Genomic DNA, 24,080 nt, shown 5'->3' on the forward strand with positions numbered 1-24,080 from the left:
GACCGCCTCCTCCAGGGTGGCGCGGTCCTCGATCCGCGCGGAGAACGAGCGCGTCACCGCACAGCCCTTGCGCCGGGCCGGCACCAGCTCCAGCGGCAGGCAGGCCAGCCCGCGCAGCTCGTGGATGATCCGCTCGCCCACTACGGTCAGGCCCTTGCGCACTGGGCGCGGATCGAGGTCGCGCAGGTCCGCCACGCTCTCGACGCCCATCGCCTCGAGCTTCGCCAGCGACGCCCGGCCGATGCCCCAGACCTCGGCCACCGAGATCCGGCACAGCCAGTGCGCGTAGGCCTCCGGGTCGGTCAGGTCGCACACGCCGCCGAGGTCCGGCACGGTCTTGGCGATGTGGTTGGCGAGCTTGGCCAGCGTCTTGGTCGGGCCGATGCCGACGCAGGTCGGGATACCGGTCCAGGCGCGCACGGTCGCGCGTAGATCTCGCGCCAGCTCGATCCGGAGCGCGGGCGCCACGTCGGTGAGGTTCAAGAAACTCTCGTCGATGGAGTAGATCTCCACCTGCGGGCTGAACTGGCGGTAGACCGCGTTGGTGCGCCCCGATATGTCGCCGTAGAGCGTGTAGTTCGACGAGAACACGCGCACGCCCTGCACCCGGCACAGGTCGCGGATCTTGAAGTAGGGATCGCCCATCTTGATGCCGAGCGCCTTGGCCTCGCTCGTGCGGGCGATGGCGCAGCCATCGTTGTTCGACAGCACGATCACCGGCACGGCGGCGAGCTTCGGGTCGAACACGCGCTCGCACGAGCAGTAGAAGCTGTTGCCGTCGATCAGCGCGACGGCGCGGCCGCCGCCGATCCGGTCGCGTCCGCGGGGCGTGCTCACGACAGCTGGCCGCGGGCGACGTGCCAGCGGATCGAGAAGCGGACCACGCCCCAGATCACGCCCTCGCCGAGTTCCTAGACGGCGAAGACGGGCAGGTCCGGGTTGCAGAAGGCCAGCCGCGCGACGTTGCCCTCGACGACGAGGCGCTTGCACGACATCTGGCCGTCGATCGCCGCCACGACGATGCTGCCATGCCCGGCCTTGAGGCTGCGGTCGACGCAGGCGAGGTCGCGGTCGTAGATGCCGGCGCCCTCCATGGAGGATCCGCTGATGCGCCACAGGAAGGTTGCGGGCGGGTTCGGCACGAGCCAGCGCGGCAGCTCCAGCGCATCCTCGACGAAGTCGTCGGCGGGCGACGGGAAGCCGGCGCACAGCGCCTGGCCGATCAGCGGCACGCGGACGGCGTCAGGGCTGTCCACGAGGAGCGCGTCGATCCGGTTGAGGTGCACCCGTATCCTCGTCGTGCTAGAACGGACGAAGAACAAAGCATCAGGCCACGCCGAGGTTCAACCGGTTCGGGCTTCCCCGCTGAAAGCGTGGTGGACGGATGTGGACAGCGTGTGAGAACGCGAATGGTGGTGGCGCCTTACGCTGCCCTTCGCAGAAACGAGGTGAGGATGGCGATGAAGACGGCGTTCGTGGTGCAGCCGTTCGAGCTGCATCGGAAGCGGTTGCGGCCGGCGCGGCAGGAGCCGGCCTCGACGGAGAGCGGGGCGTTGAAGAAGGCCGAGAACTTGGCCAAGCGGATGCCGGGCGCGGTGGCGCTGAGGGTGGTGGCCGACGACGAGACCGGCGAGCTGGAGGGTGTCACGATCCTCGGTCAGTGGGGCGAGATCCCGGACGATTTCGCCGAGAGCCTGCAGGGCGGCTGATCGCCGCCTGGACCACATGTGAGCTATGCCGGCGCACCTGATGGCGATCGCATGGCGAGATCGACTGAACGCTGCGAAGAAGCAGCATGCGGCCGAGGATGAGGCGGAGCGGTGGACCAGCCGCGCGAACACCCATCCCGGCACGCAGGGCGCCTGACCCTTCAGCCGCCGTCAGCATCCGATGCAGACGTGCGGATCCCACTTCGGGAGGGGCTTCAACGGTAGCAACGGCTTGAACGCGCGAGCGTCCGCGGTCACGGTTTGCTCAGGCAGATTGACCACCGCCGTATCGCGACCCACCGCACTGACTGGTTCGGCCGCGATGACCGGCGATGAATTGATGCTACCCGTCTGCTCAGGATCGGAGGCTCGCGCGGCGCCGCAGCTCAGCGAGACGGCGATAGTTACGATGATCAGGCGGGGGGTGTTCATGGCTCTGCTCCGCCGGCACAACGTGGCACCGGAGCCCAGGTTCGGGTGCGTGCGATGCAATAACAGCGCACCCCTACCAAGCCCGTAATCCCGCCGGCATCGTCTTCATCGAGCAGACCGGTCAGAGGCCAAGCATGCGACTGCGGGAGGAGAGGCAGCGTCAGCGTTCCCGCGCCGTGAACTCCCAGATCGGCGGCCCCCCGGACCTGACCCGGTTTCGTACGTTAGCCGGAGAAGCGATCGAACACGATCCGGTCTGCCTCGACGCCGATGGCCGGCGCGCCGTTGACGATCAGGGCGCCGGCATATTCCACGGGCAGGAAACTGTGCTGCGGGTGGACCCCGAACAGCTGCTCAACCGTTCAGCCGAGCCGGTGCGCTTCAGCGCCGTGCTGATCGCGGACGGCGAGCGCATGCGCGCGGATCGCCGCCCACTTCGCTGATGCGACGTACCGGCACTGCGAGGCGCGCTCGGACAGGCGTTCGATCTGGTCGCGCTAGGAGGCGACAGCGGGCGGGAGGTCGGACATGCCGCTGCGGTAGGTGCGCGCGATTAACGCGACTTACCCCCTGGGGGCGAACCGACATCCTGGAGCGGCGTTGCCGCGCTGACGTAGCATGATGCGGCGTCCGATTTGGAACATTCATGACCTATACGCTTCAGCGTCTCGCCCCGGGCAGCTTCGATCTCATCCTCGACGGGAAGATCGTCGGGAGCCTCGTCCGCGACGTGTCCAAGGACGGCTACGAGGGCGACTGGACGGCCGAGACGCTCGCCGAAAGCCCGCCTTACCCAGCCCCATTCCTGCACGAGACGCACAAGTTCGGGACCCTGAAGGCTGCAGCGGATTGGCTCGACGCAGAGGTTCCGGATCTGTGATCTGAACCACGTTCGGTGCGTCGTCGGCGTGGTGCGAATCTCGCATCGCAGGACGCTCGAAGCCGCGAGCGTCGACCTCGTGGAAGAGAACGGTGAGGAGCCGGGGGTGCGGCTGAAAAAATTGAACCCGCTTGATCAACGGTGAGCGGGTCGAGGCTTGAGCTGAACCGCAAGCAGCGCATGCTGCGCGACAATCCGATTTGTTGTCTCTGCGGCGGCGTTCAGTCGACTAGTGAAGACCACATACCGCCGCAGTCCTGTTTCCCGGCAGGTTATCATCGGTAAGGTATGAAGTTCCCCGCATGTGATGACGGCAATCAGTCCACAAGACCATATGATGATATGTTTGGCTTTTATGCCCTAGCGGTGGATTTTGATGATGACGACCTGAATGCTGAGACACTTAACAAGCGTATTCAGAGCTTGCTAAATAACTACCCCGACGCCGTTCCCATCGAAAATCTTCCTGCGAACGAAAAAAATAGGAAGCTTAAGCTCATGGGCATAGCACCTGTTGGGCAATTTCTGAACGATATTGACATTGTGTCGGTGCCGCAAGCATCGAAGATCGTAATGTATGTCACCACCAGGAAACTGGCGTGCGCGCTATCTTGAAGATAAACTGGAGAAATACTTAGTATGTCACATCGAATCACCAGAATTTAGCAGCAGGCTCAAGATGCCCAGCAGAAGCCGAGAGCTAATTATTGGAACGACCTTTGCTTGAGTATCGGCCGTTAAAAAGATCAGATACTAGATATTATGGACAAAGGTTCTAATATAAATCCGTCTCTATGGACGACGACGATTTTTTGCATTCCATGTTCAAATTGGCAGCGGTTTAATACTCAGTGGCATGACGATTCCGACAGGTAGGGAATTCAAACCGTCGACGGCGATGCCAATTTGGCGGGTCGATGATCCTTGGAATTGTTTGGGTAAGGATTTCGCACTGCTGCAGCCTCAGCAAGCGACTGAAACTTGAGCACCCTGTTGCAGATTATTCAGCTATCGTCCCGCCATGCGTACAGCCCTCGCCGCACTCGCTCTCGTCGTCGCTGCCGGTGGAGCGCAGGCTCAGCAGCAGCTCCCAACCGTTTCCGAGCTGCTAACCGCCGAGCTGAAGGCATCGCAGGCCTGTGAGGCCGCCGGCGACCCGGCTGTTACCCATGGACAGTGCAGGCTTCAGGATCGGCTCAGCGGTCGCTTAGCCCAGGCCGGCTACTGCTATGGCCGCACGGGACAGACCGAAGAGAAGAAGGAGTGGCATGCCTGCCAGCCGGACTCGATTTACGAGGACGACATCCAGGCGGTCACGCGCTGATCACCGATGACCACCCGCTAGCATCTACCGCCTCCACACGCTCGCTGAGGCGGGCAAGCGCTTCCTTTGAGCGATTGATCATATGCGCCGCTGAGATGAGCTCGGTCTGGTCGCAGCCGCCGTGCAAACGGATTCGGAAAACGATATTGCTGGGTACCATCGCACTGGTGGGAGTCGAGCCGCAGGAACGCTCTAGGTTTTTGCCGCGATCGTCGTTCGTCCGCCAATCTTGGAGCTTGCGACAGATCCGCTTTGGCCCTTTGCCGCCTGTGGTACCGCGCGATGTCGGCGAGGCGGTTCTGACGGCCTGAGTGGTGACTTGGCGCCAAGCACGTGGGACGTCAGCGAACCACCTTCCGCCGAAAGCGTTCCCGACTCTCAACGGCAAGGAACGCGACATGAAGGTGATCTCGGCGACCGTCCTCGGCTTGGCGCTACTCAGCAGCGTAGCCCCGGCCTTCGCGCAACCCTACGGCGGGCGCGACTATGGCTACGACCGCGGCGATTATGGCTCCCGCGACCGGGGCTACGGAGATCGCGGGTATGGCGATCGTGGCTACGGCGACCGTGATCGTCGCGATTATGATCGGGACAATGACCGGGGCTCGCGGGGCGGGCGTGGCGACTACGCATTCAACGAGGAAGAGTATCTGCGCTGCAATCCGGACGTGCGCCGAGCGGTCATAGGTCGTGCCATCAAGTCCGGACTGGAACACTACCGGAAGGTCGGCATGGCCGAAGGACGGAAGTTGAGCTGCTGAACCTGGGTTGCGGCACGGAGGCGGTGGCTTAATCTTTCCGCCGCGTCGCCCTGCTGAATCCGCTCGGCCCCGCCCCCGATCTGCTCACGGGGCGGGGGAGCGTCCGATCTCGCCAGCGCAAGAGCCGAGCCGTCACGCGAAGTGGCACGCGCAAGGTGCACCTGTGGCAGATAGACCAGCCGCAATTGCCAGAGGATCAATCAATCCGCTGCGGCCTTCTCCCCCGTATGAACCGCTTCGCACTCATCGGCATCTTCGCAGCCCTGTTCGCCGGGATCCTGGCTATCGGGGGCACATGGTCATATGTGACGAGCATAAGCCCGGCCGTTGGCCCGGACACGAGTTCGACGCCAAATCCTACGGCACAACGGAAACAGCCGTAGGTCTACCGCGCGGAATATCTGAAAAAGCCCGCCGCGGCGAACCGGGCGGGCGTTCTCAGATTCGGGCCATGAGCGGGACGACAGGCCCGGTCCCATCACGAGAATGCAGGTTGTACGCCAACGAAAAACTCCCGCCCGGCTGAGCCGGCGGGAGTGAAATGGCAAAAAACACCCCGGCCGAAGCCCCGTCACCCAACGGCCCCGCCTCGATCTGCGGACAGGGCGAAAACGCGGGCGAGCCGATACGCAACGTTGTTCGGGAGGCGAGATGGCGTCGCCCGTTTGGCCGGCCGTGCGGACGTGTTCATTGCGATCGACCCGCCTCGGGATCGACCACTGCAAGTCTGGGCGTGGCCAGCCGTATGATCTGGCCGCCCGCGTATCCGCTCAGTTCAGTCCGTTTTCGCGGCGAGCTCGCCCAGATGACGCTGCACGATGCGGTGGGTCTCGGTGGCAAAAGCCTTGAGGTCTGGGTTCGTCCCGGATTTGGCCTCTTTGGCGAAAGCGGCTCCGTCTGCGTCGTGAATCGCCTGCATATCTTTGACATAGGCGGAGTCGAAGGCTGCGCCCGACAACCCTTTCATCCGATCGAGCCGCCCCTGGAACTCGCTGTTGAGCGTGTCAGGGAAAGGAAGGCCGGCGCCGGTGGCGATCGATTTCAGCTTGTCGCCCACGAGGCCGTGATCGTGCGCTTCGGTGTTGCCCTGGTCCTTGATGTCCTGCCGGGCGCCCCTGTCCTCTGCGAGCTTCCCGAGCTCGACCTCGTACATCCCGCCCTGCGAGACCTTGGCGACGAAGGCCTTGTCCACATCGGAGACGGTGGCTGCGCGGGCAGCCACGAGCCCGGCCAGCGACAGGATTGTGGCGAGGCAGAAGCGCGCGGACGGTCGACTGTAGAACATGGGATGAAACTCCTGTTGCCCGTGATCAATCAGGAGGCGAAGAGATGCGATGCATCACGCTTCGGTGATACCCTGCGCGGAGGCATCGGAGCGGCCGGATGTGCATTGCTGGCGACGTACTCAGCGCCAGCCGACCGAACCAACGTTGCATCCTGCCTTCGGTCAAGCTTAGGACGGCACGACAAGGCGAATTGGAGGCGTGGTTGAACGAGCCCGAACAGGGCAGCGCGGAGGCGGTCTACGTCTCAGCCATGGTGGGCGAGATGATGCAGCGCGTCCTTGAGGACGCGCTGGCCGAACTCGCGCGGACGCGTGGCGCTGCCTACCTCGACATGTTCGTGGAGCGCGAGCTGGCCCGCTACGCGGATCTGTTCCGCGAGCGGCCGGACGACACGCCCGAAGTCACCGGCACACTGCGCGCCTGGTTCGCGGTGGAGGGCGGGGCGGCGTTGCGCGCCGTGGTCAAGCGCGCAAGCCTCGAAGCGCGACGCGACTGACGGGCTCCGCTGGCCGCCCTACCTGCCGCCACGGCCCTTGTAGGCCGTTATCGCCCGCCGGCAGTTCTCCGAGATCTGATCCATATTTTTCTTGAAGCAGGCGTCCATTCCCGGACTGTCGGGATCTTCGCCGCTGCAGAAAGTGACGGCATCGCCTGAACAGTAAGTCTTCAGATCTTTGTTGCCACGTTTTGAGGTGGGCCCGTCAGGAGCCCCGAGAACAGGAGCTGCTACGGCAATGAGGCCTATGGCGAGGATAATGCTTCGCATATGAGATGCCCTGTCGACGGTGTTCGTGGATGCAATAAGAGCCCGGCTCGGTCATTTTTTCGTCTGCTCACGGAGACGAGGTTCATTCACCTCCGCGGCATTCGGGCTTTGACCGAATGGTCGAATGGCTACTTGCCACCCGCCTTCTCGTAGGCATCGATGGCGCGGCGGCAATTCGGGGTCATCCGGCTCATGTTTTTCTTGAAGCAGGCATCCATCTGCGGGCTATTCGGATCAATACCGGCGCAGAATTGAAGGGCGTCACCGGCACAATTGGTTTGTAGGTCCGCGTTGCCGCGATTGGGCACCTGCGCTGAGGCGGGAGCGGCGATAGCGATGAGGCTGAAGGCGAGGATGAGGCGGCGCATTCTTGGTCCCTGAGCGAAGCAGTTCGTCGAGGCCCTAACAAACTCACCGCCGGTTTTATCCCTCCCGATGCCAGATCCCGGCCCGCTGGCATTCCTGGGGATGCATTTCAGGCCGGCGACGATCGCACGAGCCAAACGACGCCGCAGGCTGCCAGCGCCGGGAAGCCGATCAGCGATTGGGTGCCACCGATCGAGCTGAGGAAGCCGCGGCTCACGAGCGTGCGCCCTTCTTGGCGAACTCCCAAACCGGAATGCCCCAGACCTGACCGGGCTTGGTCCGGTAGCCCGAGCCTCGATCAAACACGACCCGTGTCGGCTCGACCGCCAGGGCCCTGCTGCCGGAGACCATCAGCACGCCGCAGTAATCCACCCGCAGGGTCCCGTGCTCGGGGTGAAGCGCGAACAGCTCAGCCGCGGTCCACCCGAGCGTGTGCGCCTCGGTTCCCAGCCGATCACAGAAGTCGAGGGCTGCTTCGCGCATCGGGGCCCACCGTGACGGGGCGAGATACCGGCAGGGCGAGGCGTGGGGGGACAGATCCTCGATCGCACTGCGCCACAGGGCGGCGGCTTGAGGGAGCATGGTGGGCGCGAAATCGAGGGCCATGTGGCCGAGCTACGGCAGGCGCGGTGCGGTGACCATGCGGCCAGAAGCGGTCTTGCCCAACATGGGTTAGGGCGGCTCGCATACAGCCCTTGGTGCCCTGGTTTAAGGCTGAGGTGCCCGTGAAGAAGTGGGACGACCTTTCCGGGGACCGGACTGAGCAGGAGCGCTACGACGAGACCCGCGGCCTTCCGCGGCGCCGATCCACTTGCTCAGCCCCGCCCCGATCTGCTCGCGGGGCGGGGAACGGCGGATCTCACCGGCGTAAGAGCCGCGCGGATACGCGACGTGGCTCCGGGGTAGGAGGGCCGGCGGCGGTTAGCGCGGCGTGCCGATACCAGCACCGTCATCGTTCCAGACCGGGCCCACTGGTGGAAGCGGCGCGATCGGCAGGCTTGAGACCAGCAACGCGATCATGGCGGCGCGAGAGCTCAGCATGATGGCCGGCGGTTCGCCGGTGAGGGTTCGCCAAGCCGCGACGAAGGCTTCGGCGGGCATGGCGGCGAGCGTATCGCTTGTGGGGATGGGGTAGTCCGCAGTGCCAGGCGTGGGCGTGTCCATGCATCTCCAATGAACGCAGACTGCTTTCCGCCGGTACGCTTGCTCAGGAAGATGAATCATGTGTTCCACCGCCCGCACGAAAAAGCCCGCCGGGCTTGCGCCGGGCGGGCTGAAGGTGGGTCTGCTTCGGGGGAAACGCAGAGATGAATTCTTAGCCAGCTTGCCCATCACCGCGCCACTCTGGCCGGAACATGGCGGCCCTGCACCCCCGGTCGATCACAACAGCGTCATACGTCTGGCGGCGCCCGGAGAAGGAGGTACGTCTGCGGGGCAAGCCGGCCTCGGCCGAAGTTCAAAAGGTCGACGAGGCCGCGCGCGACCGCGCACCCGCAGTCGGGTCCGCGGCAGGCAGACGGCCCGCGAAAAGCTCGTTCATCGACGTGTCGCAGCGCTACTGCGCGAGCCCGTCCTTCACGAGGCTCGATGCCTCGATGCGCAGCTGGCAGAAGCGGTACGTCCGCGATCTCCGCGACACGAGGGCCGAGACGCCGGCGTCCGCCAACACCCTGCTAAAGGCGCTGCGCGCCCTGTTCCCGTCGACAAGGAATGAGGACATCGTCGATGCGGATCCGACGCGCGACGTGAAGCGCCTCCGATACGTCTCCAAGGGGCATCACACCGGGACGCTGGACGAGGTCGCGCAGTTCGAGCGCCGGTAAACGGTCTGCACGAAGCCGCATCTCGCCTTCGCGCTCGTGCTCTACACAGCCCGCCGGCGTGAGGACGCGCCGCGTCTCGGCCCGCAGCACATCCGCGACGGGCGCCCGCGTGTCACGCAGGCGAAGAACGAACATCGCGCCCCGGTCGCGATCGACGTACCGGTGTTTCCGGATCTGGCCGAGGCGATCGCCGCCCACCCCTCGTCGCCCCCGACGTTCCTCGTGACGGAGGACGGCAAGCCCTTCTCGGCGGCGGGACCCGGCAACCGGTTCCGGGAGTGGTGCGACCAGGGCGGGCTGCCGCCTTGCTCGGCGCACGGTCTGCGCAAGGCCACGGCCGCACGCTTGGCCGAACGCGGATGCACCCCGCACGAAATCATGGCCGTGACGGGTCATCAGACGTTGGAACAGGTGGAGCGCTACACCCGGGAGGCTCAGCGTGCCGGGCTCGCCGACAGCGACTGGGAACGCTTTGAGTGGGGCCAGCGTGGTCACACCGGAAACGAGGGTTCAAGTCCCACTTCCGGCAAGGTACTGTCAGCTTTACGAAAAGCCGCGCCGGTGGCGCTCCCAAGGGGAATCGAACCCCTGTTTTCGCCGTGAGAGGGCAAGGCCGATTGTCCAACGACGTCCAGGGGCGTCCAGCTATCATACTGATATTAGACTGATTTTTGACATTTTGACCCTTGGCTTGTCTGACTAGGTGTGACACAAACCGGGCACGTCGGCAGGACACAAACGGGACACCATGCCTCGCAGCGCACGCGCCCCGAAGCTGGAGAATCGCAGCAGTCGGCTGAAGCTGCCGATAGCTCGCAAACCCGAGTTCGTCCGTGTCGCTCCGGGAACATCCTTGGGCTACCGACGCACCGCGACTGCCGGTTCCTGGGTGGTGCGAGTTGCCGATGGCAAAGGCGGTTCCTGGACGAAGCGGATTGGCGCTGCCGACGACCTATCCGATAGCGACGGCGAAGCCGTGCTTACTTTCTGGGAGGCGCAGGAAAAAGCGAAGGTCGTCGCACAGGGCGATTCGGATGACACGAAGCGCGGAACGCCACTTACGGTCGAGCGTGCAGCCGAAGCCTACTTGGCCAGCCTGGAGGCCCGCAACAGCCGCACCGCCTACGATGCACGCCTGCGCCTGAGGCGGCTGCTCCTGCCTCGCTTTGGGGCTAACCGCATCGAGGATCTCACGCGCCGGCAATTGGAAGCTTGGCGCGACGGCCTCGTGCACAAGGATGGCGACGCGGAGCGGCGGCGACGCAGCCAGGACACCGCCAATCGTGTGCTGAGCATCGTCAAGGCGCTCCTCAACCACGCCGTTGGCGATCCAGCTAACAACCTCTCCGACGACAATGCGTGGCGGCTAGTGCGGCCTTTCCAGGGTGTCGCTCGGGCTCGTGAAGTACACTTTACGGTCCCTGAGATGCTACGCCTTCTCGAGGCTGCCGACGATACGCTTTTTAGGGATCTGCTTACGGCCGGCTTCCTGACAGGCGCGCGCTACGGAGAGCTCTGCGCATGCGAGGTTCGTCACTTCGATCTCGCTCGCGAGACGTTGCATGTGCCACGCGGTAAAACCGGACCTCGCACCGTCATCTTACAACCGGAAGCGGTGACATTCTTCGCTCGGATCGTCGGCAAACGCGGCAAAAGCGAACCACTGCTTGCGCGGCCTAATGGCCAAGGTTGGAAGCCCAGTGACCAACAACGGCCAATGGAGCAAGCCATCGCGAAGGCTGGACTACATCCTGAAGGCACCTTCTATGCTCTGCGCCACTCCTATATCTCACGCGCTATCGAAGCAGGGATGCCGCTCACGGTACTAGCCGAGAACTGCGGTACAAGCGTCCGTATGATTGAGAAAACCTACGCAAAGGTGCTCGCCGACAAGCGACGTGAGTTCATTGTGAAGGGAGCACCACGGCTGTTTACAGCATGATCTAATTTTTACAACTTCGAAATTAACTCAGTTATGTTAAGCCGCCGGGCTGTCTCCAAGGAGATTTACGATGTGATCAATTTTTTGTGACACTTCTTCGGATTGAATATACGTATTTGCTAAATCAAATAACGCAGAGATGTTTTCAGGACTCGCGTCATCTAGATCCTCGTTGACCTCACTGAGATCTACTTGTAACCTCACATAATTACTGGTGGTTACAATTTGTCTTGCTGTTAAATGGGCCACCTCTGAGGCGCCGTCAAAGAGCACATCAATGATAGGCTTAGCCCATCTCAAAGATCCCCAGGTTCGTGCATCTTCCGCAGATATTTTCCTCATCAAATTTCCCGTGCCTAAAGAAATTAGAACTATTTTATCTTCCCGTTGTAGATCTCTGATACTCTCTTTATTTCTTATCCGCACAGCTTCTGCAACAGCCATCATCGCTGGGTTATTGCAAAATACGCCGCCATCTATCAACGGACGGGTTATGCCGCCAGACTTCAAAATGTGTGCGGGAAAGTACGATGGAGCGGAGCACGATGCCTTGCACGCTTCCCAAAATGGTATGCTTGTGCCGTCCCCTTCGTAAGATTTCATCAGATAGATTTGTCGATGAAATACGTCGTATGACGAGATTAAAAGCCGGGTTTTTGCATCACTCAGAACGCCAGTTAAACCAAAAAGTTTTTGTAGAGAGTCTGAAAGATTATCTTCAGTATAAGCAGGCGCAAAACTCAAAGCATCCATCCATTTGAACGGTCTTCTTTGTGTCGTTCCTGGTGGAAAAATCTTTGGCCCTAACTTTTTATAAAAATCAACAGATGAATTGATGTCGGTGCCCATTGCTGCAACAGAGGCAATCAGAGATCCAGTGGAAGTTCCTGCAATAAGATCGAATTTCTCATCTATACCGCTCGAACCGAGCCTTTCTGCTATTTTTGCAAGGAACACGGCGGGGATAATGCCTCTGATACCACCACCATCAATTGCCAATATCCGAAAGGTCGCCATTTTGCCTCTGAAGTGTGACCGAGAAACAAAGCTAAAAGCATACTGAATGCTACCGGTTAATCCTGTCAATTGTCTTTTTCCGCGGTTACGCTGCCTGTCCTTCCGTGAGATCGTATCAATTGGCCGTGTTTTCAATGATATTTCAGATACATAAAATGAAAGGAAATATGTGTTATATGATTCTATAATATAAAACGCATGTGTATCTAGTACAAATGACTACTGACGCATAAACGCCTGTTATTTTTATCTCATATTATAGGTTTGTTGTTTATTTCACCAATGTCAATCAATGCTGATGTAATCGTCTTCGTGCCATATCGACGTTGCGGCTAACGAAGGCGTTGTATTAGGAGATTGACGGCCAGATCGTCATGCATGCGCATTGGGTCAACGCCGCTTGTTGCCTTAGTCGTCAACGAGCGGCGCAGGCGGCGGCTTCCGCCTGATCAAAATTTACGAATCCGAGCCGGGTGTTGCGACGCTGATCGAGGTGATGACTCGACACATCGCAGCCCGCTATGGCCTTAATCCCGTGCGTAATGTCCAGGTGCTTACCTCGATGCAGCACGGCGTTCTAGGCGCGAGGAACCTCAAATATGAGGTCTAGGCCGTGCTGAACCAGAACCCCGCCACACCAGTCGAGCGCTTTGGCTGGCGTTTCTCGCCGGGCGACCGAGTGATGGCAAGCCAAAACGACTGCGCCCGAGAGGTCTTCAACGGCGACCTCGGCACGGTGTTACGCATCACGAGGAGGAAGGCGCGGTCGTCGTGACGTTCGAGGGGCGAGAGGTTGTGTATCCCTACGGCGAACTCGACACCCTCGTGCCGGCCTACGTCACGACGATCCACAAATCGCAGGGCTCGGAATACCCGGCAGTCGTCATCCCGCTCACCACTGGGCATTGGACCATGTTGGCCCGCAACCTCCTCTACACAGGGGTCACGCGGGGCAAGCGGCTGGTGGTGGTCATTGGGCAGCGCAAAGCCATCGGCATCGCAGTTCGCGGTGGGAACATGAAGCCTCGCTGGACCAAGCTTGTGCAATGGCTGAGAATGTCGCAATCGGCGGATGGCTCTTAGACGGGAAGGAGCTGTGCCGATGCCGATCAGCAGAATGGACCTCTTGGACGCGGGCTCGCGGGAAGCTCTAGTCAATCGCATCCTACAGGCCGAGCCGAACCTTTCGGTGCCCGTGCCGATCCAGGAGCTGTGCGCGCGACCCGGCATCCTCCGGATCGAATACCTAGACACCGACAAGTTCGAGGGCGGCCTCGTTACCGACGCGAAGCGATACGACGGAGTCATCCTCGCCAAACGCGGGGGCGAACCGCGTCGCCGCTTCACCATCGCGTACGAACTCGGCTAATTCCTGATGGCACACCATGTTCCGGATCAGCCCGGCCGGTTCCTTTGCAAGAGTTCTGACCTATTGCGCTTCACGGCCAAGGCGGGCGACCAACGGCAGCTCAGGGAGGTGGAGGCTAATCGCTTCGCCGCTCTCGTGCTGATGCACCCGCACCTGCTGCGAGCCGCCATGGCGGCTTTTCGCGAGCCCGATCTGCAGCATGTTCTTGTGCTCGCACGCGACTTCGCGGTCGGCAAGGAGGCGGCGGCTCGGGCCTACGTGCAATACCATCCTGAGCGGATCGCCATCGTCGTGGCGGGCAACGGCCGGGTGCAGCGGTGCTACCGCAGCCTCTCCTGCCCGGCCATCGTCTGCGCCGTCGGAAGCCCGGTCCCGGAGCAATCGCTCTATCACAGCGGTTCGCACCGGCCGAGCATCGCGAGCGACATCGGCGCGTGCAGTCCCGATCTCTGGATTGATGTGAAGCGCGACCTCCGCGCGCCGGCCCTATACGAGCAGGTGTACCTCCTGCCGAACGGCTTTGCGATGATCCTGCTGCGTCCGGAACCCGTCCCGGAGGAGAGCGCGGAGGAGCGCAGGCTTGAAGAGGGCTGGCGTCACCGCTTTCACTCGGGGAGACTGTAGGCAAGACTCAGCTCTGACGGCCATAGCTGTGCGTGCCGTCTCCTCGCGAGAGGTGCCTGAACGCGCAAACGCTGGCAGAGATTGAAGCGGCACCGAGCGACATTTAAGGTAGCCGAAAAGCCAGCTTTTGGAGCCGTCACGGTGAGCCCATGTCGAGTAGCTTCTTTTTTCAACAAGCCGAAAAGACCTCACTGAACCGAGAGATTATCGATGCGGTCGAAGCGTGGGCTAATGAAACTCGTACACAAGCGTATGTCATCGACCGGCCATTAGGCGATGAGAGGTATGAATACAAACACTCCGGCTGCATTGTTATACTTATTCCTGGCCGGAAACTTTCGTTTATTGATTTTTCTGGCGATAGTGAAAGTTTTGAGGATTTTATCGAGGACTTCATTGAAGATCTTGGATCAATATCTGACAAGTATCGCTACAAAGATGCAATTGGCCGACCAAGGAGGTGGCGTGAACAGCTTGTTGTCTCGTTCGACAATGGCATCAGCACCAATCTTGCGTCTTTGCTTGAGAAAAATGACTTAACCGATCCGGGTCGGAGACGAGTTGCTGAACTTTTAGTCTCACTATTGACCGGCAGCATAAACGACATTCAAAAGGTAAGGGCAGATCTCCCGCAAAGCTTATTGGAAAAGGTCAAGCGTAAAATATTACTATTTGATGGCGATCAAACGCGATTTATTTATCAAACATCGAAAATAAAACGGTGAATATCCAGGGCCTTTCTGGCACTGGCAAAACCGAGCTATTGCTCCACAAACTCAAAGATATTTATATAAAACATTCAGAGTCGCGAATTGCTTTCACGTGTCACAACCGCATCCTCGCGGATAATCTAAAGCGACGTATACCTGAGTTTTTCAATTTTATGAAGGTTGAGCAGCAAATCGCATGGAATGAGCGTCTCTGGTGTATGCACGCTTGGGGTTCCTATTCGGACACGAATTCGGGGACTTATAGATATATCTGCGATTTCTATAGCCTAACCTTCCGCCGTTTTGGGCCAACGTCGCCCTTTGACGCTGTTTGCAAGGAAGCAGTTGAGCAAATACGGCTGAAATCAGTGAACGAGTACGCTTTCGACTATGTTTTGATTGATGAAAGTCAGGATTTTCCACAATCGTTCATTGAGCTTTGCCAGCTGGTGACGCGACAAGTTGTGTACGTTGCAGGAGATATATTTCAAAGTATCTTTGATGAAAGAATCACGCCGACTATATCTCCAGATTTTCTGCTGAGTAAATGCTATCGTACGGATCCGAAAACGTTGATGTTTTCCCACGCGCTTGGAATGGGGCTTTTCGAGCCTCGCAAGCTGCGCTGGCTCGACGATGCTGAATGGATGACTTGTGGTTATATTGTTGAAAAATCTAGTGATTTCAGTTTCTACCGTTTGAAGCGGGAGCCTCTACGACGGTTCGAAGACATTGATGAGGCAAACCTAGATTGTGTAAACATCACACAATCCAACGATGCAGTAGGAACAATTATCCAGACGATTGACCTCATTAGAACCTCGAATCCGACTATCGAACCCGATGATATCGGAATCATCCTTCTTGACAGCGCCAATAGTAGCTACGTTCTCGCGGACCGGTTGGAACAAATTATACCGCAACATTTTGGTTGGCAGGTAAATAAGGCTTATGAGTCCAAAAGCAAATTGAAAAGCCATCTCTTCATTAGCAACAAAAATAATGTTAAGGGCTTGGAGTTTCCGTTCGTAATCTGCGTTACTAGTGCCATAAGAGATACTTACTCCTATAGAAACGCGATTTATATGACGCTCACCCGATCCTTTCTCAAGTCGTATCTCATTTTATCAGATCGTCAGGACGGTACTGTACTGAAGCAGATCAAAGACGGCTTGGAGGTCATAAACAACTTTGGGTACATAGAGGTACAGCCGCCGACGGCAGAAGAAAGTGCTCTTATTCGCACTACCATCGAGCACGCCTCCGCGAAGGAGTCATACTTCGACTTCCTGGAGTCGATTTTCGACAAGATCGGAGTGGCTTCCACGGCTCGTGAGAAGCTTAGATCGGCAGTAACAACGATGCTTGGTGAAGAATTTGACGCCGATTTGGTGCGTGAAGTCGTGTCATCTAATTACAGCGCCATACTGCGGAGTTCAAAAAGTGAAGAAATTTGACTTCCCTTTGGACGCTTTCCAGCTGGCTCGCCTCACGTCCCAATTTAGGGAGAAGAAGGACGTTATTGCACTTTGGATGAATTCATTAAAAACAATTGCTGCCTACGCACGGCCTGAGGATGCTAAAATTGTCGGGGAGCTTGTGCTTGTTGTTGATCGGATGAGCAGGCTTTTTATTCATACTCAGGACAAGTCGTACTCAGTAAATTTTCCGTTTTCCGTCCGCGAAGTCGAGGGTGCTCTCGAGTTCGGAACACCCACTTGCCCGGTCGTCGATAGCAAGGTCACTTCAGATATCATTTCCCTCATCAATACAAACGATGTCTTGAATAAACGTAGCGTGTCAGAGTTTGCGGACCCCTTGCTCGAAATCTATGGCGAACAAGATGTAATATGGGAGCTTTTGCGCGATTTGATGATCGCGGATGATGGATATCTTCGAATTGACCACGATCCAGCAAATGTTAACGGTAACGTTCATCCGCTCGATCACATTGATATTTTTTATTCTCAATCTGCCACATTCAAACTTGGCTTGCGAGCTCGTATTCCCATAGAAGCGTTTCATGATCTGATGAATATTAGAACAGATTGCTTTTTCCTAGGAGGCGCGTAGTTTCAAGTTTCTTATGCCGAATCGAGAGGATCTTTGGTGTTTTCTTTCTATGCCGCTGCGGCTATTCAAAAATGCTTTCAGACGTGTCAAAACTTATAATATATGGGCATACCCCGACGTGACGTAACATTGGCGACGCCGCGCATCGTAACATCTGGGTCGACGGCGACTATCTGTGACGCAGTAGCTTTGCGCCTACAGCCTGAGGTGACACATGGCCCGCATCGAGTATGCCCGCGTCAGCACCATCGATCAGGACCTCAACGGCCAAGTCGCTCGCCTCATAGCTGCGAACTCAGCCTCACACGAATATGCGCTCACGGGCAGGTGCTCAAGGCGTTCGATTTCGCCAACCGCGGCGGCGGCCGACAACTACTTCCCTTGTGACGTAGCAGCCGCGTGCACTTGCGAGTCCGTCAGCAGGGGAGACGACTGGCAGGCGGTATTCAACCTGCATCACCGTGATCTGAGCCTATGAGCCTACCAAGGCGAAGCAGCGGGTACACCGCCAAAACCAGTGCAACGACCCAGCCGACCACGCTCACGTTGGTCGCCAAAATCAGCCAGCGCTTCGGATCTTCCCTCCAAAAGGCGATGGCCGACGGCAGAGTGAATACCGCAAGCACCATCAACCAGACGCAGGTAACAGCTAAGGCGAGTGTATCTCGAGGGTTCATGTGCCGCTTCGCATCAACGCAATAGTCTCATCAACGTGTCAGGTAGACATTGATACGCGTGTCCGCCTCATTGTTTTGGGCGATTCGGCGTCGGCACGATTACGACCACGTCGCCCTTCTCGGTCGCTTCGGCGTAGAAGGTGATCGCAGTGTCTTCCTGCTGCTTGGAGCCGGCGAAGGTGACGCTGATGCGGGTCATCGCCTTGCAGACCGACCTTCGCGGGGTTTGTTCAACCGCGACGAGGTCGCGAATTTCCCACTCGACTTCGGCAACCTGCCGGAACTCGGCATAAAGTTGGTCGAGCGACCGGTGGAGCGCATCAATGACTGTCTGATCGCTGCATCGGATGTCGCGTGAGCAGCCCCCGAGCATCTCTGCGGGAGCGAGCGAGCCTAACACCAGCGTCCGAAACGCAAGACGTCTATGGTGATGACTGGCCACGTCAGTATTCCTCGGCCAGCATGATAGTTAGCACCCGTGTCGTCACCGCTGGATCGGCCGGGTTGGGCGAATGCCCGCGCAGGTCGCAATCGTAGGCGTCGATCTTCCAAAACAAGCGCCGCCCGCCGGCCTCGACCGCGCCGAAGTCGTGTTCGCTGTGGGGATCGTTGTCTCCGTCGAAGCCGTCGAAGCGGCGCACAGCCAGTAGGACGGCGATGCGCTCGGCCTCTGGCAGCGTGATCAAGCCGGCCGTCTCGACCACACGACCGCCGACGAAACTCCGACGAAACGCGTCATTGAGCTGGGCGATGTGCGTGATACTGGCGGTCTCCCTGGGCCGCGTGCGGTGCGTGGGATGAGGGCGCGCATTCTTGTTCATGTTTTGTTCTGGCGTTGCCTGAGTGTTCGTCATCGGCTGCTTCACTCCGCCGATGCGCAATGGGCGGCCAAACGATCGGCCGCTGCAAAGGCACGTCGTGACAGCTCGGCGAAACGATGCGCCTCAGCCTCGAACGCAGCACCCAGTGCCTTCCGCACGCCGGGGCGTTGCGCCTCGGCGGTTCGCAGCACCACTTCCAGATCGTCGCCCTCCAGGCTGGCGACCGCTTCGAGGGCTGCTGTTAAGACGGCGTCGGCAGCCGCACAGGGGCGAACGCGCTGCGGTGCCTTAGCGGTAGGCAGCAAGGCCGGTAGGCTCGCGGCGGGCGGGATCTGATCGGCACGGTCGGTCATTTCGTTCTCCTTCAATGCAGCGATGCGGGACCCGGGTGCTCAGCCCTGCGGGTCAGTGGCGGGGTGCAGCAGGGCGAGTTCGTCGCGGCGGGGGTGAACTCGGGCAACTCAGGCCAGTCACGCCAGCGCAGGAGGAAGCGGTCGTCGGCGCGGGTGGCGACGACGAGGGACTCAAACCAGCCCTCGGCATGCCCTTCGGTGGCGAGCACAAGCGAACCCGGCTTGATCGCGTCCCAGCTGCCGGGCACGCGGGCATCACCGGCCGGCGGCTTGGATGGTCCTGGAGCGGCCTGAGCGTGCGATGCAGCGACTGCGCTGCTTGTCGGGGTTACCGGAGCCGTAGGCTTCGGCGCGGGTGACGCAGCTGAGGTTGCGCTAGCGCGGGGCTGCGAGCCACCCTCTGGTTCGCCGAGAAGTCTAACGGTTTTGGGCGGCTGACCCCGGCCACCACTGATGCTGCTCGGCTTAGGCTGCTGGTTGGACATGCTGGAGCTCCAGAAACGACGAAGGCGGCCTGGAGGCCGCCTTGCGAGGGGAAGATGCTTTGCGCTGAGGCCGCGCTGATCGCGGTGGTGGGGCGCGCCAAACAGGCGGCCTTGGCAGGAGCTGAAGCGGCGTCATCGCAGGTGCTTTCAGTCGCGCAGGGTGAGCGACGAAAGTATCAATACCGGATAATTATCCTAATGTCAAGGCTGCGGCCGTCGTCCAGCTTGTCGCCGCATTCGCTGCGCACAGAGCGGCATGGCAAAATTTGCGATTATGTTCCAATTTAGACAATACTGCTGGATGTTGTCGGTGCAACGGTGCTGAATATTCTGATCGCGCCCTGAAATGCTGACGCTAAAGAGTATGTTTTACCGTCGCCGCAGCAGACGAAGGAGGCGCTGAAATTTCTTCCAATGGCGCCAATTGGTTCGATGTCGAAAAGCGGACCTTCGGCTTTGCGCCCACAGCTGACCTCGAACCGATAGGCACTGAACCGCCGCTCCCGACCCTTTGCAGAAGCTCGGAACGTCCGCTCGCAAACGGTTCAAGGGACCGAATCCGGTAACTTGTAGCCAGAAGCCGTCCGGGTGCTTCCCGCACCGGAACCGCAGGGACAGCTATCTAGCGCGGCTTGGCGTAGCGCGTGAGGAGCAGCGTTACCGCGGAGCACCACCAGCACCGTAGCCGCCAGATCGTAGTCCCCGCATTGAACTCCAGGGGGCGACCTCTGCGACCAGCGGCGAGCGCTGGCTACGAAGCCGGCCCCCACCTTATGCGAACATGTCGGGTTGGGTCTCGGCGATGTGGTTGTACAACGTCTGGAAGTGCAGCCATCCGATATAGTCGCTGCCCACGTGCTCGCGGCTGTAGCGGGCGGTCTTCTCGGAGAGGAGCTGCGGCTTGATGCCGGTGGCCTCGACCAAGAGCTGCTGCTGGCAAGCACGCTCAAGGGCGATGAACCAGAAAGCCGCGTCGTCGATGCTGTGGCGCGAGCAGGTCAGCAGCCCGTGGTTCTGGTGCAGCACGCCGCGGTTGCGGCCGATCTGCTGAGCCACCGAGAGGCCGCTCTCCTTCTTCACCGCTACGGCGCCCGCCGAGGCGACAATCACCGCATGGCTGTTGTAGAAGGCCGCCGCATCCTGGCTGATCATATCGAGCGGCCGGCCGGTGGCGCACCACGCGGTGCCGTAGGTCGTGTGCGCGTGGCACATCGCGATGACTTCCGGATACTCCTCGTGCACGGCGGCATGGAGGACGAAGCCGGCCCGGTTGATCGCATAACGCCCCTCGACCACCCGGCCCGTGTGGTCGGCCAGGATCAGGTTCGACATCCGCACTTGCGAGAAGTGCACGCACATCGGGTTGGTCCAGTACAGCTCCGGATGCTCGGGATCTCGGATCGTCAGATGTCCGGCGAAGCCGTAGTCGAAGCCGTGCATCGCGAAGGCGCGGCAGGCGGCGACGAGGTGCTTCTTGCGGTACTCGCGCTCCTCGGCGTGGTTGGCGAATTCGGGGATCTCCGGGAAGATCAGGCCGGCCTGCTCGGGCTGATAGATCGAGGTCCGCTTGCGGCCGGCATCGTCGTTGGGCAGGTCGAGGGCGACGGCCCCGTTGTGGGAATGATCGTCGAGCATGGTGCGACCTCTACTAAAGTAGCGGGTAAGGAGAATAAGGCGATCCAGCCGCACGACAGCTGCTAACACATGAAGTCAGTAGTAGCCGGTCAACGCCCGTCGCCGCTCGGTCTTAACCGCCGTGGAGCCGAGCGAGCTTAGACGGGAGACTAGACTATCGGTCACCCAATGAGGCCGGGATGATCCGGATCAGCGCTGCCCCCACCAACATGCAAGCGGCCACCGCGTAGAGGCCGATCGCAGGGTTGCCGGTGAGCACGTTCAGGCCGCCCACCATGTAGGGCGAGACGAACCCGGCGAGGTTGCCGATGCAGTTGATCGTGGCGATGCCGGCCGCCGCCGAGGTGCCCGCCAGGAACGCGCAGGGCACGCCCCAGAACAGTGACAGCGCCGAGAGCATGCCGGCCGTGCCAACGCACAGCCAAGCCACCGCCGCGACCGGGCTTTGGCCGACATAGCCGGCAAGCGCCAAGCCGACGGCACCGATCGCCAGCGCCACCGAGAAGTGCGCCCGCCGCCGTCGGGTGCGGTCGGCACTGATGCCGGTGAGGATGATGGTCGGGATCGCGACGAGATAGGGGATCGCCGAGAGCCAGCCGATCGTCGCGACGTCCTTAATGCCGGAATCCTTCACGATCGACGGCAGCCAGAAGCTGATCCCGTACAGGCCGATAATCGTCATGAAGTAGACGCCACTGAGCTTCCAGATCCGCGCGTCCCGGAGGAAGGCCGCCGAGGAGCCGTGCGTCACCTTCTCGCCGTCCTCCCGGCGGAGCTCCGCACTCACCTCCGCCTTCTCGGCCTCGGTGAGCCAGGAGGCCTGCTCGGGCTTGTCGACCATTAGAAAGAGCACGGCGATACCGGCCAGCAGCGAGGGGGCGGCCTCCAGCAGGAACAGCCACTGCCACGCCTTCATCACGCTGGAGCCGGTGAAGTGCTCCAGGATCAGCCCTGAGACCGGTCCGCCGACGACGCCCGCGAGCGGGATTGCGATGTAGTAGAAGCCCAGGGCGAAGCCGCGCTTCTTCGCCGGAAACCAGTAGGTCAGGTAGAGCATGATGCCGGGCGAGAACCCGGCCTCGGCGAGCCCTAGGAAGAACCGCGCTACGTAGAACTGGACCGGCGTTGTCACGAACAGCGTCAGCGCCGAGATGATTGCCCAGCTGATCATGATCCGAGCGATCCAGACCCGGGCGCCGAGCCGGTGCAGGGCGAGGTTGCTGGGCACCTCGAACAGGAAGTAGCCGATGAAGAAGACCCCGGCCCCGAAGCCGTAGATGGCGTCGCTGAAGCCGAGATCGGCCATCATCTGGAGCTTGGCGAAGCCGACATTCACCCGGTCGAGATACGCGCACAGATAGCAGACGACGATGAACGGCATGATCCGCCACGTGATCTTGCGGTAGACGTTCGTCTCCGCCACCGGGGTGGTCAGGCCGATACTGGCTGCGTGATCCATCGTTTCCTCCGATCGGCCCATTGGCGGGCTCTGTCGCGATGTTGCGAAACCTTGGCCGGCCCCGCCGCTAGGGGCGGGGCCGGCGCGCGATCAGGGGCGCGGCGCTCGGTCAGGCGACCTTGCGCGCGGCGTCAGCTAGGCCGAGCTCCTGCCGGAACAGGGTCTCCATCTCGCGCCGGACGCGGATCGCCTCCTGGCCGGCGTCGAACGCGACGTCGCTCCAGCGCACGGCCCGGCCGGCGGGAACGTCGTTCTTGAGCACCATGTTGTGGGCCAGTCCGATCGGCAGGGCGTCCTGCGCCAGCGAGTTCGCCGTCGGCATCAGCTTGCCGTAGACGGTGAACCCGCCTTCGCCGTCCAGCCGCTCGCCGGCCTTGAGGGCCCGCTTGGCGGTGGCCGCCACGTCGCCGCGCCACTCCCCCGTGGCGCCCGTGGCCTCACCGCGGACCGCGATCGAGGCCACCGAGATCCCGAGCTCCAGTCCGATCAGGTGGTAGGGTTTGTAGGTGGCGGCGAAGCGGCCGCTGTCGTCGGTTCTAAGCCCGTACTGGGCGAAGCAGTCGCGCACGTAGGGGCTCGGCGCCTCGAACACTGCGTAGACGCCCCAGCGCAGGTCCCGGAACACCGGCCGACCGTCTCGCTCAATGGACGAGACCACCTCGACCGTGCCCCGCTCCGCCAGGATGCCGCCGTCCGCGACAGGCCGCAGGACGCTCGGCAGGTCGTCGACGCCGCAGGGCGGGAAGGCGAGGCCGTCGCGCGGGGGCGTGAGCCCGCAGGCATTGGCCACCGCGGCCATCTCCAGCGCCGACTTGGTGCCGTCGAGGAAGGAGTTGAACATCTGCGGGTTGAAGTCGCCCCCCGCGACCTGCTCGGCGCTGAAGCCGTAATGGCCCCAGACCATGTCGGGCGTGGAGGCGTGGTAGGCCGGCAGGTACTTCGTCCCCTTGCCGGCACAGATCACCTCAAGTCCGATGGTGCGCGCCCAGTCGACCAGCTCGGCTATGAGCGCCGGCTGGTCGCCTGAGGCCATGGAGTAGATCACCCCTGCTTCCGCGGCCCGGCGGGCCAGCAGCGGCCCGGCGAGCACGTCCGCCTCGACGTTGACCATCACGATGTGCTTAGCCGCCGCGCAGGCCTTGAGCGTGTGGTGGATGCCGGCCGCCGGGCTGCCCGTGGCGTCGATCACGATGTCCACGAAGGGGCTCGCGATCATCGCGTCGGCATCCTCGGTGACGAAGGTGGTGCCGGCCCGTGCGGCCTCCTCCATCCCGCGCGCCGCGAAGCGGGCCTCGTCCCAGCCCACCCGCCGCAGGGACTGGCGGGCCCGGTCCGGTGACAGGTCGGCCACCGCGATCAGGTGGATCCCCGGGGTGCGCGGCGCCTGCGACAGGTACATGGAGCCGAACTTGCCGGCGCCGATCAGGCCCACCCGGACGGGCCGGCCCTCCTGCGCGCGCTGCTGCAGCTTGGAAAACAAGGCCATGTCGCGATCTCCCTGGGCTTTCCGCGGTCGATCCGGATCCAGGCTCGGTTCCCGCCGCGTTTGCACTTTGTCGCGAGATCGG

The 24,080-nt window shown here is 61.0% G+C and carries 31 protein-coding genes, 1 tRNA gene and 2 pseudogenes; 18 read left to right on the top strand and 16 right to left on the bottom strand.

From position 1 onward, the window contains the following. Together MKK88_RS10305 and MKK88_RS10310 are read right to left on the bottom strand one after the other, a co-directional pair. Positions 1 to 837, bottom strand: an 837-nt coding sequence (locus tag MKK88_RS10305) for a Y-family DNA polymerase (protein WP_243999336.1), incomplete at its 3' end; no start/stop codon positions are given. Next, positions 834 to 1,286 (bottom strand): annotated as a pseudogene (locus tag MKK88_RS10310) (LexA family protein). The pseudogene MKK88_RS10310 and the gene MKK88_RS10305, both read right to left, overlap by 4 nt. Positions 1,287 to 1,454: 168 nt before the next feature. Between MKK88_RS10310 and MKK88_RS10315 the strand changes: the two are divergent. Then, entirely contained in the window at positions 1,455 to 1,709 is a 255-nt protein-coding gene (locus MKK88_RS10315; protein ID WP_243999338.1) for a hypothetical protein, read from the top strand. A 25-nt stretch (positions 1,710 to 1,734) separates the two neighbouring features. Further along, positions 1,735 to 1,866: a hypothetical protein gene (locus MKK88_RS33805; protein WP_279602205.1), complete on the top strand. Its 132-nt coding sequence runs from the start codon at positions 1,735 to 1,737 to the stop codon at positions 1,864 to 1,866. A 14-nt stretch (positions 1,867 to 1,880) separates the two neighbouring features. Here MKK88_RS33805 and MKK88_RS10320 read toward each other — a convergent pair whose 3' ends face one another. Continuing rightward, positions 1,881 to 2,141 carry a hypothetical protein gene (locus MKK88_RS10320; RefSeq protein ID WP_243999339.1) on the bottom strand — a complete coding sequence of 87 codons (261 nt, stop codon included), beginning with the start codon at positions 2,139 to 2,141 and terminating at the stop codon, positions 1,881 to 1,883. Positions 2,142 to 2,275: 134 nt separating this feature from the next. Here MKK88_RS10320 and MKK88_RS10325 point away from each other — a divergent pair, with 134 nt between their 5' ends. The 5 genes from MKK88_RS10325 (at position 2,276) to MKK88_RS10345 (ending at position 5,106) form a co-directional block, all read left to right on the top strand. Next, entirely contained in the window at positions 2,276 to 2,584 is a 309-nt protein-coding gene (locus MKK88_RS10325) for a hypothetical protein (protein ID WP_243999341.1), read from the top strand. Between the two features lie 203 nt (positions 2,585 to 2,787). Further along, the gene (locus MKK88_RS10330; RefSeq protein ID WP_243999343.1) at positions 2,788 to 3,021 is read left to right on the top strand and encodes a hypothetical protein; all 234 of its coding nucleotides are present in this window, start codon (positions 2,788 to 2,790) and stop codon (positions 3,019 to 3,021) included. 288 nt (positions 3,022 to 3,309) lie between these two features. Beyond that, complete coding sequence (locus MKK88_RS10335) at positions 3,310 to 3,636, top strand: hypothetical protein (protein ID WP_243999345.1); 327 nt, start codon at positions 3,310 to 3,312, stop codon at positions 3,634 to 3,636. A 406-nt stretch (positions 3,637 to 4,042) separates the two neighbouring features. Further along, complete coding sequence (locus MKK88_RS10340; RefSeq protein ID WP_243999347.1) at positions 4,043 to 4,345, top strand: hypothetical protein; 303 nt, start codon at positions 4,043 to 4,045, stop codon at positions 4,343 to 4,345. A gap of 398 nt (positions 4,346 to 4,743) precedes the next feature. Then, the gene (locus MKK88_RS10345; protein ID WP_243999349.1) at positions 4,744 to 5,106 is read left to right on the top strand and encodes a hypothetical protein; all 363 of its coding nucleotides are present in this window, start codon (positions 4,744 to 4,746) and stop codon (positions 5,104 to 5,106) included. Positions 5,107 to 5,881: 775 nt separating this feature from the next. Here MKK88_RS10345 and MKK88_RS10350 read toward each other — a convergent pair. Then, positions 5,882 to 6,328 carry a DUF4142 domain-containing protein gene (locus tag MKK88_RS10350; RefSeq protein ID WP_243999351.1) on the bottom strand — a complete coding sequence of 149 codons (447 nt, stop codon included), beginning with the start codon at positions 6,326 to 6,328 and terminating at the stop codon, positions 5,882 to 5,884. A 266-nt stretch (positions 6,329 to 6,594) separates the two neighbouring features. On the opposite strand from MKK88_RS10350, the gene MKK88_RS10355 reads away from it, so the two are divergent. Continuing rightward, positions 6,595 to 6,888: a hypothetical protein gene (locus MKK88_RS10355; protein ID WP_243999353.1), complete on the top strand. Its 294-nt coding sequence runs from the start codon at positions 6,595 to 6,597 to the stop codon at positions 6,886 to 6,888. A gap of 398 nt (positions 6,889 to 7,286) precedes the next feature. Here the strand turns inward: MKK88_RS10355 and MKK88_RS10365 are convergent, their stop codons facing one another. The 3 genes from MKK88_RS10365 to MKK88_RS10375 all read right to left on the bottom strand — a co-directional run bounded on the left by MKK88_RS10365 (position 7,287) and on the right by MKK88_RS10375 (position 8,856). Continuing rightward, positions 7,287 to 7,526, bottom strand: a complete 240-nt coding sequence (locus MKK88_RS10365; protein ID WP_243999357.1) for a 3',5'-cyclic-nucleotide phosphodiesterase — start codon at positions 7,524 to 7,526, stop codon at positions 7,287 to 7,289. A gap of 211 nt (positions 7,527 to 7,737) precedes the next feature. Beyond that, positions 7,738 to 8,130 carry a hypothetical protein gene (locus tag MKK88_RS10370; RefSeq protein WP_243999359.1) on the bottom strand — a complete coding sequence of 131 codons (393 nt, stop codon included), beginning with the start codon at positions 8,128 to 8,130 and terminating at the stop codon, positions 7,738 to 7,740. A gap of 315 nt (positions 8,131 to 8,445) precedes the next feature. Then, on the bottom strand, positions 8,446 to 8,856 hold the full coding sequence (locus tag MKK88_RS10375) for a hypothetical protein (RefSeq protein WP_243999361.1): 411 nt from the start codon (positions 8,854 to 8,856) through the stop codon (positions 8,446 to 8,448). Between the two features lie 263 nt (positions 8,857 to 9,119). Here MKK88_RS10375 and MKK88_RS10380 point away from each other — a divergent pair, with 263 nt between their 5' ends. Together MKK88_RS10380 and MKK88_RS10385 are read left to right on the top strand one after the other, a co-directional pair. Then, positions 9,120 to 9,347: a hypothetical protein gene (locus MKK88_RS10380; RefSeq protein ID WP_243999363.1), complete on the top strand. Its 228-nt coding sequence runs from the start codon at positions 9,120 to 9,122 to the stop codon at positions 9,345 to 9,347. A gap of 33 nt (positions 9,348 to 9,380) precedes the next feature. Continuing rightward, positions 9,381 to 9,950: pseudogene (locus MKK88_RS10385) on the top strand (tyrosine-type recombinase/integrase); the annotation flags it as partial. On the opposite strand, the gene MKK88_RS10390 reads toward MKK88_RS10385, so the two are convergent. Beyond that, positions 9,910 to 9,986 (bottom strand) — tRNA-Glu (locus tag MKK88_RS10390). The pseudogene MKK88_RS10385 and the gene MKK88_RS10390 sit on opposite strands and share 41 nt — an antisense overlap. A gap of 214 nt (positions 9,987 to 10,200) precedes the next feature. Here MKK88_RS10390 and MKK88_RS10395 point away from each other — a divergent pair. Next, complete coding sequence (locus MKK88_RS10395) at positions 10,201 to 11,289, top strand: tyrosine-type recombinase/integrase (RefSeq protein ID WP_243999365.1); 1,089 nt, start codon at positions 10,201 to 10,203, stop codon at positions 11,287 to 11,289. A 36-nt stretch (positions 11,290 to 11,325) separates the two neighbouring features. On the opposite strand, the gene MKK88_RS10400 is transcribed toward MKK88_RS10395, so the two are convergent. After that, entirely contained in the window at positions 11,326 to 12,306 is a 981-nt protein-coding gene (locus MKK88_RS10400) for a patatin-like phospholipase family protein (RefSeq protein ID WP_243999367.1), read from the bottom strand. A gap of 613 nt (positions 12,307 to 12,919) precedes the next feature. Here MKK88_RS10400 and MKK88_RS10405 point away from each other — a divergent pair. From MKK88_RS10405 to MKK88_RS10435, 7 genes are all read left to right on the top strand, one after another. Then, positions 12,920 to 13,081, top strand: a complete 162-nt coding sequence (locus tag MKK88_RS10405) for a hypothetical protein (RefSeq protein ID WP_243999369.1) — start codon at positions 12,920 to 12,922, stop codon at positions 13,079 to 13,081. Continuing rightward, complete coding sequence (locus tag MKK88_RS10410) at positions 13,078 to 13,389, top strand: ATP-binding domain-containing protein (protein WP_243999371.1); 312 nt, start codon at positions 13,078 to 13,080, stop codon at positions 13,387 to 13,389. Before MKK88_RS10405 ends, MKK88_RS10410 begins: the two co-directional genes overlap by 4 nt. A gap of 19 nt (positions 13,390 to 13,408) precedes the next feature. Continuing rightward, entirely contained in the window at positions 13,409 to 13,675 is a 267-nt protein-coding gene (locus tag MKK88_RS10415; protein WP_243999373.1) for an ImmA/IrrE family metallo-endopeptidase, read from the top strand. Positions 13,676 to 13,738: 63 nt separating this feature from the next. Continuing rightward, a complete protein-coding gene (locus MKK88_RS10420; RefSeq protein ID WP_243999375.1) occupies positions 13,739 to 14,299 on the top strand; it encodes an ImmA/IrrE family metallo-endopeptidase in 561 nt (186 codons plus the stop codon). Positions 14,300 to 14,448: 149 nt separating this feature from the next. Next, complete coding sequence (locus MKK88_RS10425; RefSeq protein ID WP_243999377.1) at positions 14,449 to 15,024, top strand: hypothetical protein; 576 nt, start codon at positions 14,449 to 14,451, stop codon at positions 15,022 to 15,024. Further along, positions 15,021 to 16,466: a DEAD/DEAH box helicase gene (locus MKK88_RS10430; RefSeq protein ID WP_243999379.1), complete on the top strand. Its 1,446-nt coding sequence runs from the start codon at positions 15,021 to 15,023 to the stop codon at positions 16,464 to 16,466. The genes MKK88_RS10425 and MKK88_RS10430 overlap by 4 nt, the downstream gene beginning before the upstream one ends. Continuing rightward, a complete protein-coding gene (locus tag MKK88_RS10435; protein WP_243999381.1) occupies positions 16,453 to 17,082 on the top strand; it encodes a hypothetical protein in 630 nt (209 codons plus the stop codon). Before MKK88_RS10430 ends, MKK88_RS10435 begins: the two co-directional genes overlap by 14 nt. A 744-nt stretch (positions 17,083 to 17,826) precedes the next feature. Here the strand turns inward: MKK88_RS10435 and MKK88_RS10440 are convergent. The 7 genes from MKK88_RS10440 to MKK88_RS10470 form a co-directional block, all read right to left on the bottom strand. Next, entirely contained in the window at positions 17,827 to 18,201 is a 375-nt protein-coding gene (locus MKK88_RS10440; RefSeq protein WP_243999383.1) for a hypothetical protein, read from the bottom strand. A 1-nt stretch (position 18,202) separates the two neighbouring features. Further along, a complete protein-coding gene (locus MKK88_RS33810; protein ID WP_279602207.1) occupies positions 18,203 to 18,613 on the bottom strand; it encodes a DUF3768 domain-containing protein in 411 nt (136 codons plus the stop codon). 8 nt (positions 18,614 to 18,621) lie between these two features. Further along, the gene (locus MKK88_RS10450; protein ID WP_243999385.1) at positions 18,622 to 18,933 is read right to left on the bottom strand and encodes a hypothetical protein; all 312 of its coding nucleotides are present in this window, start codon (positions 18,931 to 18,933) and stop codon (positions 18,622 to 18,624) included. 11 nt (positions 18,934 to 18,944) lie between these two features. Further along, positions 18,945 to 19,181: a hypothetical protein gene (locus tag MKK88_RS10455; RefSeq protein ID WP_243999387.1), complete on the bottom strand. Its 237-nt coding sequence runs from the start codon at positions 19,179 to 19,181 to the stop codon at positions 18,945 to 18,947. 1,008 nt (positions 19,182 to 20,189) lie between these two features. Continuing rightward, positions 20,190 to 21,053: a class II aldolase/adducin family protein gene (locus MKK88_RS10460; protein ID WP_243999389.1), complete on the bottom strand. Its 864-nt coding sequence runs from the start codon at positions 21,051 to 21,053 to the stop codon at positions 20,190 to 20,192. Positions 21,054 to 21,207: 154 nt separating this feature from the next. Continuing rightward, entirely contained in the window at positions 21,208 to 22,512 is a 1,305-nt protein-coding gene (locus MKK88_RS10465; protein ID WP_243999391.1) for an MFS transporter, read from the bottom strand. Positions 22,513 to 22,621: 109 nt separating this feature from the next. Further along, positions 22,622 to 23,998: an NAD(P)H-dependent oxidoreductase gene (locus MKK88_RS10470; RefSeq protein ID WP_243999393.1), complete on the bottom strand. Its 1,377-nt coding sequence runs from the start codon at positions 23,996 to 23,998 to the stop codon at positions 22,622 to 22,624. Positions 23,999 to 24,080 lie beyond the last annotated feature (82 nt).

Source organism: Methylobacterium sp. E-005 (genome assembly GCF_022829725.1).
Taxonomy (GTDB): Bacteria; Pseudomonadota; Alphaproteobacteria; order Rhizobiales; family Beijerinckiaceae; genus Methylobacterium.